This window comes from Proteiniborus sp. DW1 (assembly GCF_900095305.1).
Lineage (GTDB): Bacteria > Bacillota > Clostridia > Tissierellales > Proteiniboraceae > Proteiniborus.
This window is the reverse complement of sequence record NZ_FMDO01000039.1, coordinates 13,827-31,992: the sequence shown is the minus strand read 5'-3', so window position 1 is coordinate 31,992 and position 18,166 is coordinate 13,827. Positions and strand designations below refer to the sequence as shown.

Genomic DNA, 18,166 nt, shown 5'->3' with positions numbered 1-18,166 from the left:
AAAGTTTTTTATGGATAGATATAAGGATATCAGTATAGTGTCTCATATTAATGATGAGATAGAGAATCAAAGAAGTAGATATCAAGATAATAACTATCACCCTTATGACCATATATCTAAGATAAAATTAAAAGAAAAAACAAATAATATTAGGTGAAGGGAGATGAATTAAATGGACAATATAAATCAAAAAGATTATTACGAATATGTGAAGAAAAAAATGCCCAAGCCTAACTATATTAAAAATTGTATTTGGGCATTTATTGTTGGAGGATTAATTAGTGTAATAGGTCAAATAATCACAAACTTCTTTAAAGGAAAAAATTTAGATGAAAAAGCTGTAGCTGCTGCAACAGCTATATCATTAGTCTTTTTAGGTTCATTTTTGACTGGGCTAGGAGTATACGATAGATTAGGAAAAAGAGCAGGGGCAGGCTCTATAGTTCCTATTACAGGTTTTGCTAATGCCATAGTTTCTCCTGCTATGGAGTTTAAAAGAGAAGGTTTTGTTCTTGGAGTAGCATCTAAAATGTTTGTTATAGCAGGTCCTGTATTGGTATATGGATATGGGAGCTCAATATTAGTTGGTATTATTTACTTACTACTTAGTAAATAGGGAGGTAATAGTTTGGTACAAAAAAGATTAGGTAAGCAAACAGTAACTCTAGAAAATCCTCCTTCCATAATTTCTACAGCTACTATAGTAGGGCCTAAAGAAGGAGATGGTCCTCTAAAAGATTATTTTGATTTAGTTTTAGCTGATGACTTATGGGGAGAGGATAGCTGGGAAAAAGCAGAAGCAAAGTTACAGCAGGAAGCAGTTAATCTAGCTTTAAAAAATGCAAAACTGGTACCTTCTCAGGTGGATTATTTATTTGCAGGCGATTTACTAAATCAAATAGTTTCATCATCCTATGCTGCAAGACAACTTAAGATACCATTCTTTGGCTTGTATGGAGCATGCTCTACTAAGACAGAGTCCTTAAGTTTAGGAGCTATGGCAATAGATGGTGGATTTGCAGATACGGTTGTATGTGTTACGTCTAGTCATTTTAGCGCAGCTGAAAGACAGTTTAGGTTTCCTTTAGAACACGGTAATCAAAGGCCGCCAACTGCACAATGGACAGTTACAGGAGCAGGAGCATCTGTATTATCTTCGAATGGAAATGGACCATATATCACCCATTTGACTACAGGAAGGATTATAGATCCAGGGATTTCAAATGCTAATAATATGGGACCAGCTATGGCTCCTGCAGCTGCTGATACTATAATACAACATTTTAAGGATACCGGATTTAAGCCTGAAGATTATGATATGATAATTACTGGTGATTTAGCTACTGTAGGAAAGGAGATAGCAGAGGAGCTAATTGTTAAGGAAGGGTATGATGTATCAAAAGTCTTTATGGATTGTGGAATTGAAATATTCGATGCGGAAAGACAAGATACTCATGCTGGAGGAAGTGGCTGTGGTTGCTCAGCAGTAGTCTTTGCAGGATATTTATATAAGGCATTAAAAGCAGGAAAATTAAAAAGAATAATGCTAGTTTCCACCGGAGCGCTCTTGTCTCCAACCATAATTCAGCAAGGAGAATCAATTCCAGGAATAGCCCATGCAGTGACAATTAGCAATGTGAGATAGGGAGGCGTTTTATGGATATTATTAAAGCATTTATAGTAGGAGGTATTATATGCGTAATTGGACAAATAATTATGGACACTACAAAGCTTACTCCTGCACATGTACTAGTTCTATTTGTGACAACAGGAGTCGTACTTACAGCTATAGGAATATATGAACCTATTGTTCAATTTGGAGGTGCAGGAGCTACTGTCCCATTACCAGGATTCGGATATGCATTAGGTAAGGGTGTAATAGAGGCGGTTAAAAAGGACGGAATAATAGGGGCCTTTACTGGTGGAATAACTGCAACTGCTGGAGGTGTAGCTGCAGCAATTTTCTTTGGTTATATTATGGCTGTTATTTTCAATCCAAAGACTAAAGAATAATAAGGAGTAGAAGAGAGGAAATGAAAAGGAAAATAATACTTGTTACAGATGGAGATGAAGTTGCACAAAAAGCAGTAGAAAGAGCTACTATGAATATTGGGGGTAGATGTATTTCTAGATCTGCTGGCAATCCTACTCCAATAAGTGGTGAAGAAATAGCAAAGCTAATTGAATCAGCATTATACGACCCTGTAGTAGTTATGGTTGATGATATTGGAGATCCCAATCTAGGAAAAGGTGAACAGGCTTTAGCCCATCTACTTACTAACCCAAATATTGAAGTGTTAGGAGTTATAGCAGTAGCATCTAATACTGAGGGCGTAAAGGGGATTGAGGTTGATTTTTCTATTGATCATACTGGCAAGATTGTAGAAAATGCTGTAGATAAGAATGGATTTGAAACAGATACTAAAATATTGTACGGGGATACAGTAGATATTTTGAATAGTTTTTCAGTTCCACTTATTATTGGAATTGGTGATATTGGCAAAATTTTTGGTGTAGATAGATATACTAATGGAGCACCATTAATCACAAAAGCTCTAAAGGAAATAGTCAATAGAAGTATAATAAATTAAAAACTAGAGACCAGTGACTGGTCTCTAGTTTTGATAGTATCACTAATTAATCATCGTTAGAATCTGAGCTATCATCTCCATATGAGTCGTCGTCGTTGTTATTGTCACTATTGTTATTGAGCCAATAATCAAGCCAATCAAACCAATTATCATCATCTACTACTGGAGCTTCAACATGTATATCGCATTCGTCAGTAGGTACAGTATACTGGTAATCATTTGGCACCAATCCATTATGTTCACTTGGGTTATATGGTGGAGTACGCCTAATAAATACTTTGTTTTCAACTAATTCTGATGGACAATATTCTGAAGCAAGTTTACCTGTGCTAGTATCTATCGCTACTTCTACATGGATATCACATTCTTCAGTGGGCTCAGTTCCCTTGGCAAATATTTCTGTCCTTACAGTACTTCCTCTTGGGTCACGAGCACACAAATCGGTTGCAAGTTTACCAGATATTTTACATATTTGCTTTGTGATGATATTATCGACTTTTGAAAAGCTCTTAGGCTCATAATCTTCATGAATATTAGTCATGATGTATGACCAGAACTCTGATGCAATTACACTACCCCTTGATAATTTAATTTGAGGAGAATCGTTTCCTATCCAAACTGCAGCTACATAATAAGGGGTATATCCTGCGAACCATACATCACCTTGATCTTGTGTTGTACCTGTTTTTCCAGCTACAGGTATTTGTAAATTGTTTTTTAGTTTGGCTCTTCCAGCAATACCATTATATACAGTAGTTCTTAAAATGTCAGACATGATGTAAGATGCTTCTGGAGATGCTACTTTTGTTTTTTTAGGAGTATTCTCCAATATAACATTGTCATATCTATCTAATACCTTGGTATAGGCTATAGGTTCAATGGCTACGCCGTTATTAGCAATTGCACCATAGGCAGATGCTATTTCTAATGGAGTTAGACCTTTAGTCATACCCCCTAAACCTAAAGCAGATAAATTTTCGTCATTGGTTCTATTATTTTCTTGTCTAGTTACAAAGCTATCCTTTCCATTTTCTTTTATTATGCCTAGCTTTGCCAAATATTCTTTTGAAATATCAGTACCAATATTACTTAACATCTTGACAGAGTTTACGTTTACAGATTGTTCTACGGATTCTCTTAGTGTCATTAGCCCACGATAACCAGTGTACCAGTTTCTAGGCCATAATTTTCCGTTTTGATTATAATGAGGTATGTCATCAATAACACTTGCAGCAGTAAAGCCATTATCTAATGCAGGTAAATACACTGCAATAGGCTTGATTGCAGAACCTGGCTGACGCTGTGAAAGTGCCCTATTAAACAGTCTGCTCCCTTCAACATCTCTCCCACCAACTAAGGCCTTTATCTGACCAGTATAGTAATCTATGACAACAGTTGCAGACTGCGGTTGAACTACGCCATTTTTATCATTGTTTTGAAAGTATTTTGGATTAATTAACAGAGTACCATTCTCGTTTACTTTATAAAAATCCTTATTATCACCAAGATATGAACTTTTAATGACAAGCTCTTTATTATCGCTAACATAATAGTTATCCATTGTAAGAGCTAAAGAACCTACTACATGCTTAACAAGATTCTTTTTCTCATCTATTGTATAATAATCTTCAATATCAATAGTTTTTGGATAGATATTTAGCTTATTGTTTTTAATAACTAAATCACCATCATCAGTTACGTTGTATGTTCCTGAATCTATGATTAAATAGCCATTTTCATCTATTAGATTTGATTCTTTGTAAAGAACAATTTTTTTATCTTCACCAATAATATTTTTGTTTTTATCTAAAGACCATTCAACAAGAATAGGACCTTTAATCTTGTCTAAGTTTCCACCAACTAGGATTTCTCCAAAATTTTCATAAGCTCTCTCAACTTTTTGCTGCATTTCTAAATTCATAGTTGAATAGATTTTAAGACCACCCTTATAGAGTTTGTTTTCAGCTTCTTCTTGTGTGTATCCTGCTTTTTCAATTAAATCATTTAAAACCTGTGTTTTTACATAATCTGCAAAGTAAGAAGTAATTCCCATCAATTCCCTTTTGCCAGGTTTAATAGCACTTCTTATGTCCTCATTCATAGCTTCTTCATACTCTGATTCACTAATATAGCCTAACTCTTTCATTTTATATAGTATAGTTTGTTGTCTCTTAATAGGAGCTGGATTATATACAGCAATATATCTGGTACCCAGAATATCTACTTGACCGACTACATCGTCATCATCATCGACATCATCTGGTAAATAAAGCTTGTATGGGGGCAGATGATTAGGATCTTTAGTAAGCCCAGCTATTAATGCACACTCGGCTAAAGTTAAATCACCTACATCCTTAGAAAAATAAGTTTGTGCAGCTTCCTGAACTCCATATGCACCCTGGCCTAGATAGCTTGTATTTAAATATGCTTCTAGAATTTGCTCTTTTGTAAGCTGTTTTTCAATTTGAATAGCCAGATAAGCTTCTTTTATCTTACGGTCTAGCTTTTTTTCATGTGTCAAATAAAGGTTTCTAGCTAGCTGTTGAGTTATAGTACTTGCTCCCCTAACTGTTGCACCTGCTTTAATATTATCTACAATAGCACTCATTATACCTCTAATATCTACACCTATATGGTCTATAAATCTCTCATCTTCTATTGCAATAAAGGCATTTTGAAGATTCTTAGGTATTTTATCTAGGGTTACAGAAGTTCTATTTTGTACAGTAAGCAATTTTTCTATAACATTACCGTTTTCGTCAAGAATATAAGAGTTTTGATGTAGGTAATCATCAATGCTTGTAGGATCAATTTTAGGGGCTGTTTTTATAACAGCAAGCACATATCCCCCAACTATTCCTGCTGCAATGAAGCCTACTATTAAGAAAGATACTATGATAAGTCTAAAAATACTTAGCTTCTTTTTCTTATTTCTATTTTTTTTCTTTTTGCTGTCTTTGCTTGAATTTTCTTGTGTCATAACTAACCTCCTTAATATATAGGTGGAAACATCATAAGCCTATATCATAGAAATTATATCATAATACTTATAATTTGTTAATAATATTAGCACTAAAAAACGAATGTATGTTCTTCTACTATTGTGTTGGTCTTAAAATTGTTATATAGAATAATATTAATTAAATTATTTAATATATTAGGAGTATACCATTATTTATTGCTTCCATTCATAATAGTATGACTATAATTATTGCAAAAAAGTTCTATTATATAAGAACAATATTATTAATTATTTTAAACATTTAAAATTAATTACATATATTGTAGAAGGGGTGTTGTTTTGAAAAGAAGAAATAAAAAGAACAGACTATTCATTATCACTGTTATCTTTTTTGTTTTATTAATATATGGATTTGTTTGGATAGACAAAAACATAAAACCTACTGTTTTAGCAGTGTCAGAAGTCCAAGCAAGAAAAGTTGCAACACAAGCTATAAACGAGGCAGTAAAGAATAAAATAAAAGATGATATTAAATATAAGGATCTCATATTTGTTAACTTTGATAAAGATGGTAAAGTAACTATGATGCAGGCTAATACTATAATGATGAACAGCATTGCTTCAGACGTAGCTTTAGAAGTACAAGAGAATATTAGAAATGTTGCAGCTAAACCAGTTAAGATCCCCATAGGTAATGCTCTTAATTCACAGCTAATTAAGGGACCCAATATTAATATTACTATTGTTCCTCAAGGAACCGTAACTGTAGACTTTACTACGGAATTTATTGAGTCTGGAATAAATCAGACTATACATAAAGTATATTTAGTTATAATTACTGAAGTAAGAGTAATAGTACCTCTTGCATCTGATGTTATTAAAATAGTGACAAATATTCCAGTTGCAGAAACAATTATAGTTGGAGATGTACCTGAGAGCTATGTTTTTATACCCGAAGAAGAGGTTCCTAATATTATTGACTAAGCAACCAGATAATATAAAACTTGAATTATATAACTATTATTATATAATTAAAATTACTAGATGAGTAAAAAATACTCTTAAGAGGTGAAATAATGCACGATATTCAAAATATTGATAAACAAGAAAAGGTACTTATTGTAGGCGTGAACTTAGATAAAAAAAGTGATATTGATATAGACAGTTCTATGAATGAATTAAAGGAGCTAGTTTATGCAGCTGGGGGAATAGTAGTAAGTGAAGTAGTTCAAAACAAGGACAGAATAGATACAGCATATTATATTGGTAAAGGTAAAGCAGAAGAAATAGCTTTATGCTGTGATGAATTAGATATTGATACCATAGTATTTAACAATGAACTTACAGGAGCGCAGATTAGAAATCTTGAATCAATTTTAAACAGGAAAATAATAGATAGAACTAATTTAATACTAGATATTTTTGCAAAAAGAGCCACTAGCAAAGAAGGTAGGCTTCAGGTTGAATTAGCTCAACTTAAATACATGCTACCTAGATTAATTGGATTAGGAAAGCAACTGTCTAGAACGGGTGGAGGTATTGGGACTAGGGGACCAGGAGAGCAAAAGCTTGAGACGGATAGGAGGCATATTTCTCGTCGTATCACTGATATTGAAAAAGAGTTGAAAGAATTAGAAAATGTAAGAAGGATTAAAAGAAAAAAAAGACAGGAGTCCGAAATACCTATAGTTGCACTAGTCGGTTATACCAATGCAGGTAAATCAACATTACTAAACAGTCTTACAAAGCTTGATGAAGGATACAGCAAAGATAGGGAAGTTTATGTTGAGAATATGCTATTTGCTACACTAGATACTACCTTGAGAAAAAGTGTGCTACCAAATGGCCAGAGCTTTTTGGTTACGGATACTGTTGGTTTTGTAAGTCAGCTTCCTACTAAGCTAATAGAAGCTTTTAAAGGTACACTAGAAGAAGTGAAGTATGCAGATTTACTCTTACATGTTATAGATATGACTAATCAAGACATAAATATTCAAACTCAGACAACTCTTAATATATTAAAAGACTTAGAAGTATTAGATAAGCCCATAATAACTGTTTTTAATAAGGCAGATATTGTGAAAAACGAAGTAATTGCTAATATCCAAGGACCAATTGTAAAAATATCAGCCAAAACTGGATACAATATAGAACTTTTAGTTCAAATGATACAAGATAATTTGCCACAAAAGTTCTATAAAGTGGATTTGTTAGTGCCGTACTTTGAAGGAGGCTTATCAAATTATTTATTTGACAATACAAAGGTTGAAAGATATGAATATAAAGAGAGAGGGACCTTAATTACTACAACACTAGATTCTATTGATTATGAAAAGTATAAACGGTTTGTTGTTACTAGTAGTGAGGATTAATAAATCGTTTCTTTAGTATTTGAATCTATTTGAAAAAAATTATTATAGTTTTTCAAAGTTACATAAGCAGCTATAGGTCTTCAGAAGGCTACAAATTGTAGCCTTCTGGGAAAAAACAGATTTTACCCTATTTTTGCTTAGACAATGTGTTAAAAGTAAGGAATGGTTGGTATATATTCTTTTAAAGCTTTTAGTTTTTTGGTAATAATTATATATAACAGCAGTAAAAACAGAAGAATGAGAGTCATCAAAACTATAATAAATTCTATCCATGAGCTTACCTTAAGCTCAAATTGTCAAGTTTTTTTAAAAAGAATTATTTATTATGAATATAAAAACTTAATTGAAGCATATTATTATTAAATTAATGAAATATGAAATTTTCTGAAAAGTATTGAAATTGTTCAAAACTTATTGTATTATTAATATAAAAGAAGAGGGAGGCGTTTACCATGATATTTAGAAGTTGCGCAGGTGGTGTTGTTTTCCATGATGAAAAGGTTTTCATTATGCAAAATGAAAAAAACGAATGGGTTCTACCAAAAGGTAAAATTCGTGATGGTTTCTTAGCTTCTGAGACAGCAATGGAGCGTGTCAAAGAGGAGGCAGGGCTTGATGTGGAGATTATATCTACAGCCGGGGAAACTAGTTACGAATTTTATTCTTTTTCTAGGCAACAACCAGTATGTAATGAAATAACATGGTTCATCATGGAAGCTAAGGACACTAATTATGTAGTTAACAAAGATTGTGGGATATTAGAGGCAGGCTTTTATAATGTTGACGAAGCTATCGATATGATAACTTATAGTCAAGATAAGTCTTTAGTAAGCCTTTCTTATAGAAAATTTTTAAAATTAAAAGAGAAGGAAGCTATTTTGGTATAAGGGTAGATTATCTACCCTTTATTTTTTTTATATAATAATGATATAATTTAACTATGAATTGGAGGGGATAAACGAGATGCTTACTAAATATAGAACAATACATAGTTTTGGAAGTGATGAGATTATCATAAATAAATCAAGATTTATAGGTTATGCAAAGCCAATTATAAGTGAAGATGAAGCAATAGCCTTCATACAGGAAATCAAATCAAAGCACAAGGATGCTACCCATAATGTATATGCATATGTATTTGGTGAAAGCAATAATATCCAGAGATACAGTGATGATGGTGAACCTAGCGGAACAGCTGGTATCCCTGTTTTAGAAGTAATAAAAAAAGAAGATTTAAGGAATGTAGTAGTTGTTGTTACTAGATATTTTGGAGGTATAAAGCTTGGAGCAGGAGGTCTTGTAAGAGCCTATACAAAAGGAGCAAAAATAGGACTTGAAGCAGGTCTCATAGTAGATAAAGTACTTTATAAAAAAATGAAGTTTAGGATTGACTATACTCTTTATGGAAAGGTAGAAAATGAATTATTAAGGCTTGAATATATAATTAGCGATGTAATTTATGATGATGCTGTTAATTTAATAATTTTATGTGAAACAGAAAACACAGCGAATTTAATTAACCTGCTTACAGAACTAACTAGCTCAAGAATGACATATGAAGAAATAGATGAAGGGTATTATTCAGTGAAAGATAACAATATAGTAAAGTAAAGGTTATTATTATGTTAAATTTAATTCTTCTTGGGTAAATATGATAAACTAGGAGGTGCTTAGATGGAAAAAATTGAAACACTAAAAAAGAAAATGCTAGAAAAGAAAGTATGGGCAGTTATAGGTGCTACTGCAAAAAAGGAGAAATTTGGATACAAGGTATGGAAAAAGTTAGAGGAAAGTGGGTATGAAACTTATCCTATAAATCCAAGTTATGATGAAATAGATGGTAAAAAGTGTTATAATTCTTTGATGGAGCTTCCTAAGAAGCCAGATGTTATTAACTTCATAATACCCCCTGAGTCAATTTTTAACATACTTCCTATAGCCAAAGAATTAGAGATAGAGTATCTATGGTGTCAACCAGGTGCAGTAAACCAAGAGTTAGTTTCAGAGGCTGAAAGGTTAGGCTTTAAGATAGCCTATAATGTATGTGTTTTAGTTGAACTTGGAGAGTGATAAGGTCTCTATTTTTTATAGAGACTATTTTTTTGTGTTTTTTTTGAGGATTTCATATGTTCCCATGACAAACAAGAAAACTGCAAATATTTTTCTTAAAAAAGATGGAGTCATTTTCATTGCAACCAATGAGCCAATAAATGCGCCAAGTAAGCCAGTAAAAAATATAGGAGTGACAGTTTTCAAATTAATATTCTTTTCTTTAAAATGAGTTATTAGAGCAACAATTGCTATGGGAATAAAGACAGTGAGATTAATTCCTTGAGCTTGGTGTTGGTTAAGGTTAGAAAATATTATCAGGCTTGGAATAAGAATGGTTCCTCCTCCTATCCCCATCCCACTAATTATTCCTGATAATAAGCCTATTAAAAATAATTTCATAATATAACCATCCTTATAGCTGCTATTATCATAAAAGCTCCAAATATCTTTTTTAGAACATTGCTTGGTACTTTATTTAAATTTTTTGCTCCAATGTAGCTTCCTATAATTCCTCCTAAAGTTACTATTCCAGCCACTTTTAAATTTAGTACACCATGTCTAAAATATAAAAAAGAACTAATAAGAGATAGGGGAAATATTATACCAATGGCAGTAGCGTGTGCTTTATGCTGCTCTAGCCCTAGTATAAATACTAAGGCTGGAACAGCAATGGTACCACCACCAGAACCAAATAGTCCATTAACTAGTCCTATTATAAATCCAATTAGTAGTAATTTAGTTTTGCTTTTTTTAAAAACCATAAAACCACCTAGAATAAATTTATATAATAAGAGTAAGCTTATATAAATATTACTTTTCCTAAAAAAGTTAGAACTTATTCACTTGACAAAAATATTAGATAAGATATACTTAAAAACATATATGAATACTAGGAATTAAGGAGGATAAATATGAAAGTTGTTAATAGTATTGTGGAATTAATTGGGGAGACACCTTTAGTTAAGCTTAATAAAATAGTTGATGATAGTATGGCAGAAGTACTTGTAAAGCTTGAGTATTTTAACCCGGGCAGTAGTGTAAAGGATAGAATTGCACTAAACATGATAGAAAAGGCAGAAGCAGAGGGCAAATTGAAAGAAGGTTCTGTTATTATTGAACCTACTAGTGGAAATACTGGTATCGGGTTAGCTATGGTAGGTGCTTCAAAAGGATATAAGGTAATATTAGTAATGCCTGATACAATGTCTATGGAAAGAAGAAATTTACTAAAGGCTTATGGAGCTGAACTTATTTTAACACCTGGTGAAAAGGGAATGAAGGGAGCAATAGAAAAAGCAAATGAAATAGTTAAAGAAAATAATAATTATTTTATGCCTCAACAATTTGCAAACCCACATAATCCTTTAAAACACCTCGAAACCACAGGTATAGAAGTCTTAAAACAAACAGAGGGAAAAATAGATGCATTCGTTGCAGGTGTAGGTACTGGAGGAACAGTAACAGGTGCAGGTAGAATATTAAAGAAAAACGTTAAAAATCTGAAAATAATAGCTGTTGAACCTGATAAATCTCCGGTTTTATCAGGGGGAAATCCAAGTCCTCATAAAATTCAAGGGATAGGAGCAGGCTTTATACCTGAAATTATTGATTTAGAGATAATTGATGAAATAGAAAGAGTAAAGGATGAAGACGCAATAGATATGACTAAAAGATTAGCTAGAGAGGAAGGTCTGTTATTAGGTATATCTTCTGGTGCAGCTATATTTGCTGCCTTAAAGAAAGCAAAAGAGCTGGGAAAAGGTAAAAGAGTAGTAGTCATAGCACCTGATAATGGGGAAAGATATCTAAGTACAGGTATATTCGAATAATGTTTGCTTAGACTTATAAAATATGCTATATTTGTTTTAGAAATTATCTGGAGGTAAACTTATGAGCAATATACAAGAACTATGTGAAGATATTGTTATGTGGTTAAGAGATAGAGTAAAAGAATCAGGTTCAAAAGGTTTAGTCTTTGGTCTGAGTGGGGGAATAGATTCAGCAGTTGTAGCAGCTTTAGCTAAGAGAGCATTTCCAGACGAATCGCTAGGAATTATCATGCCTTGTCATAGCAATCCTGAAGACGAAGAACATGCTAGATTAGTTGCCTGTGCCTTAGACCTTGAAACAAAAAAAGTAGACTTAAGTAGTGTATATGATTTATATTTAACTGAGTTAGAAAGTACAGATAATATTTTAGCATTATCTAATATTAAGCCTAGATTTAGGATGACCACCCTGTATTATTATGCACAAATAAAAAAGTATTTAGTTACTGGAACAAGTAATAAAAGTGAATTTACTGTTGGCTATTTTACAAAGCATGGGGATAGCGGTGTCGATATATTACCAATTATAGACCTTCTAAAAGAAGAAGTATTTGAATTAGCAAGATACTTAAATATTCCTGAAATTATTATTAATAAGCCTCCTACTGCTGGATTATGGGAAAATCAAACAGATGAAAAAGAAATGGGATTTACTTATTCTGAATTAGACGGTTATATTAAAACTGGAGAAGCTAAAGATAGTGTAAAAGAAAGAATAGAGGCAATGTATAATAGAAGTGCGCATAAAAGAAGATTTCCACAGATGTATACAAGAAAAGGGTAAAGATTAATCTTTACCTTTTATTTTTTTTACCGAAAGAAGTGTTCAGAATATACAGAGCATTAAAAACAAAGCGTTTTTTTGTATAGAGAAGATTAATATACTACTTACTTAATATTCAAATATAATTTAGTATTTAAATACTTTTAACAACATTTTTAATTTTTTATTATAATATTCAAAGTTTTTGCATAAGTATTATACAAGCCAGTATAAAGGTAATGCTGTAATAGATCAAAAGTGAGTTTGTACTTAAAAAATTAGTTTAAAAGGGGGAGTCTGAATGTTTAAAAGAGTTATTGTGTTTTTATTAGTCACAATTATAATTATGAGTACAGTAGCATGTGGCAATCAAACTACAACAGCAAAAGATGGAAAGTGGAAAATTGGCATTATGACTAATACTGTATCACAAAATGAAGAAGAATATAGAGCAGCTCAAAATGTTCTTGCAAAGTATGGAGAAGAGCATATCATCCATATGACATATCCAGATAAATTTATGGATGAACAAGAAACAACAATAGCAAACGCAGTTAGTATGGCATCAGATCCAGATCTTAAGGCTCTATTGTTTGTTCAGGCAGTTCCTGGAACTGCAGCTGCAATAGATAAAGTTAGAGAAATAAATCCAGATATATTAATTATAGCTGGAGTACCAGGGGAAGATCCAAAGATGATAGCAGAAAAGGCTGATGTTGTATTTCAAGCGGATGAGGTGTCCATGGGAACAACTATACCTGAACAGGCTAAAAAACAAGGGGCAAAAGTTTTTGTTCACTACTCATTCCCAAGACACATGTCCTATCCACTTCTTGCAGCAAGAAGAGATTTAATGAAGGAAAAATGTGAAGAAATAGGTCTGCAATTTGTAGATGCTACGGCTCCAGATCCAACAGGTGATGCAGGAACATCAGGTGCTCAACAATTTATTCTTGAAGACGTTCCAAGAATGGTAGAGCAATACGGTAAGGACACTGCATTTTTCAGTACTAACTGTGCAATGCAAGTTCCACTAATTAAAGCTGCACTAGATGAGGGAGCAATATATCCACAACCATGCTGTCCATCACCTTATCATGGATTTCCTTCAGCTCTAGGAATTGAGATTCCAGAGGACAAAAAAGGTAATATAGACTATGTGGTTGAAGAAATCAAAAAAAGAATAGCAGAAGAAAATGGTACAGGAAGATTTTCCACATGGCCAGTACCTGTTGCTATGATGTTTATAGAAGCTGGTGCTGAGTATGCAATTCAATACATAAATGGTAATACTGAAGGCAAAGTAGATATTCCTAAAATTCAAGAACTATTTAAAGATTATGCACAAGTTGATATAAAGACTATGGCATTAGAAGAGAATGGAGTCACTTATGACAATTATCAGCTGGTTCTACTTGATTTCTTAAATTTTTAGACATATATGTTATTATGCAAAATGAGCTTGGTTCATTAGGAATGTAAGGTTGCCTAGGTTGGCAGCCTTACATTTTTAACAAAATTATAGGGTGGTGAATCTAGATGGAGGCAAGATACACATTACAGATGAAAAACATACATAAAGAATATTTCGGAAACAAGGTTATAAAGGGTGTGGATTTATCTGTAAAACCTGGTGAAGTACATGCACTATTAGGAGAAAACGGTGCTGGTAAATCAACTTTGATGAATATTCTATTCGGAATGCCAGTGATATATTCATCAGGAGGTTTCACAGGAGAAATTTGTCTTAATGGAGAAAAGGTAGAAATAAAATCACCTAAAGAGGCAATGGAGTATGGTATTGGGATGGTACATCAGGAGTTTATGCTTATACCAGGGTTTACAATAACAGAAAATATTAAGATAAATAGGGAAATTACAAAACATAACTTCATAAGTAGATTATTTGGAAAATCTGATAGTAGATTAAAGTCTCTTGATTATAAGGCTATGGCCAATGATTCAAGAAAAGCACTAAATACTCTTGGGATGAATATAGAAGAATGGACAAAGGTTGCAGGATTACCAGTTGGATATATGCAATTTGTTGAAATAGCTAGAGAGATAGATAAGAAAAATGTTAGGTTTTTAGTATTTGATGAACCTACTGCAGTTTTAACAGAAAGTGAGGCGGATAATTTAATTGAAGCTATGAAAAGACTAACAGCTTCAGGGATATCAATATTGTTTATAACTCATAGACTAGATGAGGTAATGCAAGCAGCAAATAATATTACGATACTAAGGGATGGTGAAGTTGTTGCAACAAGAAAAAAAGAAGAAACTACTGTAACAGAACTTGCAGAGTTAATGGTGGGAAGGAAGATACAGATATCACAAAAATCTGAAGAAGAACTTGACTTAGCTAACAAAGAAACACTAATTTCTATAAGAAATCTTAAAGTTAATATGCCTGGTGAGCAAGTTAAGGGCGTTGACCTAGATATAAAAAAAGGTGAGATATTAGGTATTGGGGGGTTAGCAGGCCAAGGTAAGATCGGTATTTCAAATGGTTTTATGGGTCTCTATCCAGCTACTGGGGAAGTTTATGTAAAGGGTACCCCCTTTAATCTTAACGATACAAAAGCAGCTCTAAATCGTGGATTTGCCTTTTTATCTGAAGATAGAAGAGGAGTAGGGCTTCTTTTAGAATCCTCAATTGAAAATAATATTGTTATAACGAGTATGCAGGTAAAAGGAAATTTTCTAAAAAGATTTGGATTGTTTACACAAAAGGACAATGTTGGTATTAGACAACATGCATTAAAAATGATAGAGGAACTAGATATTCGATGTACAGGACCTCAACAATTAGCTGGTAAATTAAGTGGTGGTAATCAACAAAAAGTCTGTATTGCAAGAGCGTTAACACTTGAGCCAGAAGTATTGTTTGTATCAGAGCCTACGAGGGGAATTGATATAGGTGCTAAAAAGCTTGTATTGGATTTGCTAGTAAAATTGAATACCGAGTTAGGAATGACCATAATTATGACATCAAGTGAGCTTGCTGAATTGCGTGGCATTTGCCATAGGATTGCAATTATTTCAGAAGGTAAAGTAGAAGGAATTCTTAAGCCAACAGATAGTGATGCTGATTATGGTCTTATGATGGCGGGAGAATATCACAAGATGCACAGGAAGGAGGCTTTATAATATGACTGAAACTATAAAGAGATTTACCAATAAATTTGGACTACCAAGGATAATTATAAGCTTGTTTTTCATATTAGTACTAATTACGGCAGTTATAATGGATCTATCTTTTGCAACACTAATGTCTGATATATTACGAAGGTTTGGAATGTATGGAGTCATGGTTCTAGCTATGGTTCCTGCAATACAATCTGGAACAGGACCTAACTTCGCTTTGCCTCTTGGTATTATTTGTGGACTAGTGGGTAGTCTCTTAGCTATTGAGTTTGGGTTTACAGGTGGTAGTTCATTTATTGCTTCAATAGTGTTTTCACTTCCATTCTCAATAGTTACTGGCTGGGTATATGGTATGCTTCTAAATAGAATCAAAGGTTCAGAAATGTTAGTGGCAACATATACAGGCTTTTCAATTGTATCTTTTATGAGTATATTGTGGATCCTATTACCATTCAAACATCCAGAAATGGTTTGGCCAATTGGTCGTGGTTTAAGAGTTACTATTGCCCTTGATTCTACATTTGGAGAAATTTTAAATAAATTTTTGGAGTTTAAAATTGCGGGGATTAAAATTCCTACAGGTTTATTGTTATTCTTTTTTGGATTATGTTTAATTGTTTTTTTATTTACTAGAAGTAAAACAGGAGTAGCCATGAAAGCAGCAGGAGATAATCCCAGATTTGCTATTTCTTCAGGTATAAATGTTGATAAAACACGAATACTAGGTATCATTCTTTCTACAGTGCTAGGAGCAATAGGTATAATCGTATACTCACAAAGCTATGGTTTTATTCAGCTTTATGAAGGTCCTCTAATGATGGCGTTTCCTGCAGTAGCATCAATTTTAATCGGTGGGGCATCTGCTCAAAAAGCTAAAATATATCATGTAATATTAGGTACATTTCTATTTCAGGGACTTTTAACTATATCGCTCCCTGTAGCAAATCTAATAATTACAGCAGGAAACCTATCTGAGGTTTTGAGAGCTATTGTGCAAAATGGAATTATTCTATATGCACTTACTAAGGTAGGAGGTGAAGAGTGATGAACATGGAGAATAAAATACAAGACATAATGAAAGTGGAAGAAAAAAGTAAGTTATCCCGTATGTTAAGGGATATTATGATAAATAACAGTGTTACAATTCTTTTTATAGTTATATGTTTCACTGGTGTTATAGTTTCGAAGTTGCCTTTATTCTTCATAGCTAATGAGTTGTTGACAAGGATTACTAGAGATACTTTTCTAGTTTTAGCATTAATTATTCCTGTATTGGCAGGTATGGGCCTAAACTTTAGCATAACTATAGGAGCAATGGCAGCACAAATTTCGATTATTTTTGTAACACATTTTGGTGTGCCTGGTATATATGGATTTCTTCTATGTGCAGTTATTTCTTTGCCTTTAGCTATCTTATTTGGCAATTTAACAGGGAGACTTCTAAATAAAACTAAGGGTCAAGAGATGATAGCCAGTATGATAGTTGGCTTCTTTGCTAATGGATTATATCAGTTTCTATTCTTATTTCTTGTAGGTACCTTAATACCTATGAAAAATCCTGACCTAATACTACCCGATGGAGTTGGAATCAGAAACTCTGTTGATTTATCAAGAAATAATGGAATCATGTATTCTCTTGATAATATATTAAAACTACCTTTATTTAATGTTCTGTTATTTGCAGGTATAATAGCTGCAGGATTTTTTGCATACAAACTAATAAGGAAAAAAGAAAATAAAAAAGGGGAAACTAATAAATTTAAACAAGTTACAAATCTAGTACTTAGCTTAGTAATAGTGGTAATAAGTTTTTCAATAATGTTCATTAATACACTGCCTAATGAGATAAAAATGTTAAAAAAGCTAGAATTACCAATAATAACTTCATTGCTTATAGGATTACTATGCTTATTCAATATATTAATTGTAAAAACCAAGTTAGGACAGGATTTTAGAACAGTGGGAAACAGCCAGCATATAGCAGAGGTTTCAGGTATTAATGTGAATAAAGTAAGAGTATTAGCAATCACCATATCTACAGTACTTGCTGCTTGGGGACAGTTGATCTTTCTACAAAACCTAGGAACATTAAACACTTATGGAAGTCATGTACAAATTGCAACTTTTTCAATTGCGGCTTTGTTAATAGGGGGAGCTTCTGTATCAAAGGCAACAGTCGGGCAAGCATTACTAGGAGTAATTCTATTTCATACATTATTTATTGTTTCTCCTAATGCTGGTAAGAATCTATTTGGTGAAGCTCAAATAGGTGAATTCTTTAGGGCATTTGTCGCATATGGTGTAATAGGAGTTTCACTGGGGCTCCATGCATGGAGGAAGCGTATGGAGATGCAAAACAAACTAGATTCTTGATACAAGGACGAGTGTTTTACATTCGTCTTTTATTTTATTAAATTAAATGATATAATAACAAAGAATTTTATGCA

At 32.9% G+C, this 18,166-nt stretch carries 19 protein-coding genes; 16 read left to right on the top strand and 3 right to left on the bottom strand.

What is annotated here, in order from left to right; genetic code table 11:
* Nucleotides 1-10: 10 nt before the first annotated feature.
* From DW1_RS15560 to DW1_RS10010, 5 genes are read left to right on the top strand one after another with little or no spacing between them, the layout of a single operon-like run.
* The gene (locus tag DW1_RS15560) at nt 11-157 is read left to right on the top strand and encodes a hypothetical protein (protein ID WP_159433582.1); all 147 of its coding nucleotides are present in this window, start codon (nt 11-13) and stop codon (nt 155-157) included.
* Nucleotides 158-172: 15 nt separating this feature from the next.
* A complete protein-coding gene (gene spoVAC / locus DW1_RS10025; RefSeq protein ID WP_074350486.1) occupies nt 173-616 on the top strand; it encodes a stage V sporulation protein AC in 444 nt (147 codons plus the stop codon).
* Between the two features lie 12 nt (nt 617-628).
* Nucleotides 629-1,645, top strand: coding sequence for a stage V sporulation protein AD (spoVAD, locus tag DW1_RS10020; RefSeq protein WP_074350485.1), 1,017 nt, complete (start codon nt 629-631; stop codon nt 1,643-1,645).
* 11 nt (nt 1,646-1,656) lie between these two features.
* Nucleotides 1,657-2,013: a stage V sporulation protein AE gene (gene spoVAE / locus DW1_RS10015; RefSeq protein WP_074350484.1), complete on the top strand. Its 357-nt coding sequence runs from the start codon at nt 1,657-1,659 to the stop codon at nt 2,011-2,013.
* Nucleotides 2,014-2,033: 20 nt separating this feature from the next.
* Nucleotides 2,034-2,591 carry a stage V sporulation protein SpoVABEA gene (locus DW1_RS10010; protein ID WP_074350483.1) on the top strand — a complete coding sequence of 186 codons (558 nt, stop codon included), beginning with the start codon at nt 2,034-2,036 and terminating at the stop codon, nt 2,589-2,591.
* A gap of 46 nt (nt 2,592-2,637) precedes the next feature.
* Here DW1_RS10010 and DW1_RS10005 read toward each other — a convergent pair whose 3' ends face one another.
* Nucleotides 2,638-5,571: a penicillin-binding protein 1A gene (locus DW1_RS10005; RefSeq protein WP_074350482.1), complete on the bottom strand. Its 2,934-nt coding sequence runs from the start codon at nt 5,569-5,571 to the stop codon at nt 2,638-2,640.
* Between the two features lie 321 nt (nt 5,572-5,892).
* On the opposite strand from DW1_RS10005, the gene yunB reads away from it, so the two are divergent.
* The 5 genes from yunB (at nt 5,893) to DW1_RS09980 (ending at nt 9,995) form a co-directional block, all read left to right on the top strand.
* Nucleotides 5,893-6,537 carry a sporulation protein YunB gene (gene yunB, locus DW1_RS10000; RefSeq protein WP_242942477.1) on the top strand — a complete coding sequence of 215 codons (645 nt, stop codon included), beginning with the start codon at nt 5,893-5,895 and terminating at the stop codon, nt 6,535-6,537.
* A gap of 92 nt (nt 6,538-6,629) precedes the next feature.
* Nucleotides 6,630-7,925, top strand: coding sequence for a GTPase HflX (hflX, locus tag DW1_RS09995; protein ID WP_074350480.1), 1,296 nt, complete (start codon nt 6,630-6,632; stop codon nt 7,923-7,925).
* A 452-nt stretch (nt 7,926-8,377) separates the two neighbouring features.
* Nucleotides 8,378-8,812: an NUDIX hydrolase gene (locus DW1_RS09990; protein WP_074350479.1), complete on the top strand. Its 435-nt coding sequence runs from the start codon at nt 8,378-8,380 to the stop codon at nt 8,810-8,812.
* Between the two features lie 76 nt (nt 8,813-8,888).
* Nucleotides 8,889-9,536 carry a YigZ family protein gene (locus DW1_RS09985; protein WP_074350478.1) on the top strand — a complete coding sequence of 216 codons (648 nt, stop codon included), beginning with the start codon at nt 8,889-8,891 and terminating at the stop codon, nt 9,534-9,536.
* Nucleotides 9,537-9,599: 63 nt separating this feature from the next.
* Nucleotides 9,600-9,995 (top strand): CoA-binding protein, encoded by a 396-nt coding sequence (locus tag DW1_RS09980; RefSeq protein WP_074350477.1) that lies wholly within the window; start codon nt 9,600-9,602, stop codon nt 9,993-9,995.
* Nucleotides 9,996-10,019: 24 nt separating this feature from the next.
* On the opposite strand, the gene DW1_RS09975 is transcribed toward DW1_RS09980, so the two are convergent.
* Both DW1_RS09975 and DW1_RS09970 read right to left on the bottom strand, forming a co-directional pair.
* A complete protein-coding gene (locus tag DW1_RS09975) occupies nt 10,020-10,376 on the bottom strand; it encodes a sulfite exporter TauE/SafE family protein (RefSeq protein ID WP_074350476.1) in 357 nt (118 codons plus the stop codon).
* Nucleotides 10,373-10,738 carry a sulfite exporter TauE/SafE family protein gene (locus DW1_RS09970; RefSeq protein ID WP_074350475.1) on the bottom strand — a complete coding sequence of 122 codons (366 nt, stop codon included), beginning with the start codon at nt 10,736-10,738 and terminating at the stop codon, nt 10,373-10,375. Before DW1_RS09970 ends, DW1_RS09975 begins: the two co-directional genes overlap by 4 nt.
* A 150-nt stretch (nt 10,739-10,888) precedes the next feature.
* Between DW1_RS09970 and cysK the strand changes: the two genes are divergently transcribed.
* From cysK to DW1_RS09940, 6 genes are all read left to right on the top strand, one after another.
* A complete protein-coding gene (gene cysK, locus DW1_RS09965; RefSeq protein WP_074350474.1) occupies nt 10,889-11,806 on the top strand; it encodes a cysteine synthase A in 918 nt (305 codons plus the stop codon).
* Nucleotides 11,807-11,867: 61 nt separating this feature from the next.
* A complete protein-coding gene (gene nadE, locus DW1_RS09960; RefSeq protein ID WP_200800507.1) occupies nt 11,868-12,590 on the top strand; it encodes an NAD(+) synthase in 723 nt (240 codons plus the stop codon).
* Nucleotides 12,591-12,870: 280 nt separating this feature from the next.
* Nucleotides 12,871-14,004: a DUF3798 domain-containing protein gene (locus DW1_RS09955; protein ID WP_074350473.1), complete on the top strand. Its 1,134-nt coding sequence runs from the start codon at nt 12,871-12,873 to the stop codon at nt 14,002-14,004.
* A gap of 104 nt (nt 14,005-14,108) precedes the next feature.
* The gene (locus DW1_RS09950; RefSeq protein WP_074350472.1) at nt 14,109-15,722 is read left to right on the top strand and encodes a sugar ABC transporter ATP-binding protein; all 1,614 of its coding nucleotides are present in this window, start codon (nt 14,109-14,111) and stop codon (nt 15,720-15,722) included.
* A 1-nt stretch (nt 15,723) separates the two neighbouring features.
* Nucleotides 15,724-16,764, top strand: a complete 1,041-nt coding sequence (locus DW1_RS09945) for an ABC transporter permease subunit (RefSeq protein WP_074350471.1) — start codon at nt 15,724-15,726, stop codon at nt 16,762-16,764.
* Nucleotides 16,764-18,092, top strand: a complete 1,329-nt coding sequence (locus DW1_RS09940; RefSeq protein WP_242942476.1) for an ABC transporter permease subunit — start codon at nt 16,764-16,766, stop codon at nt 18,090-18,092. The genes DW1_RS09945 and DW1_RS09940 overlap by 1 nt, the downstream gene beginning before the upstream one ends.
* Nucleotides 18,093-18,166: the final 74 nt, after the last annotated feature.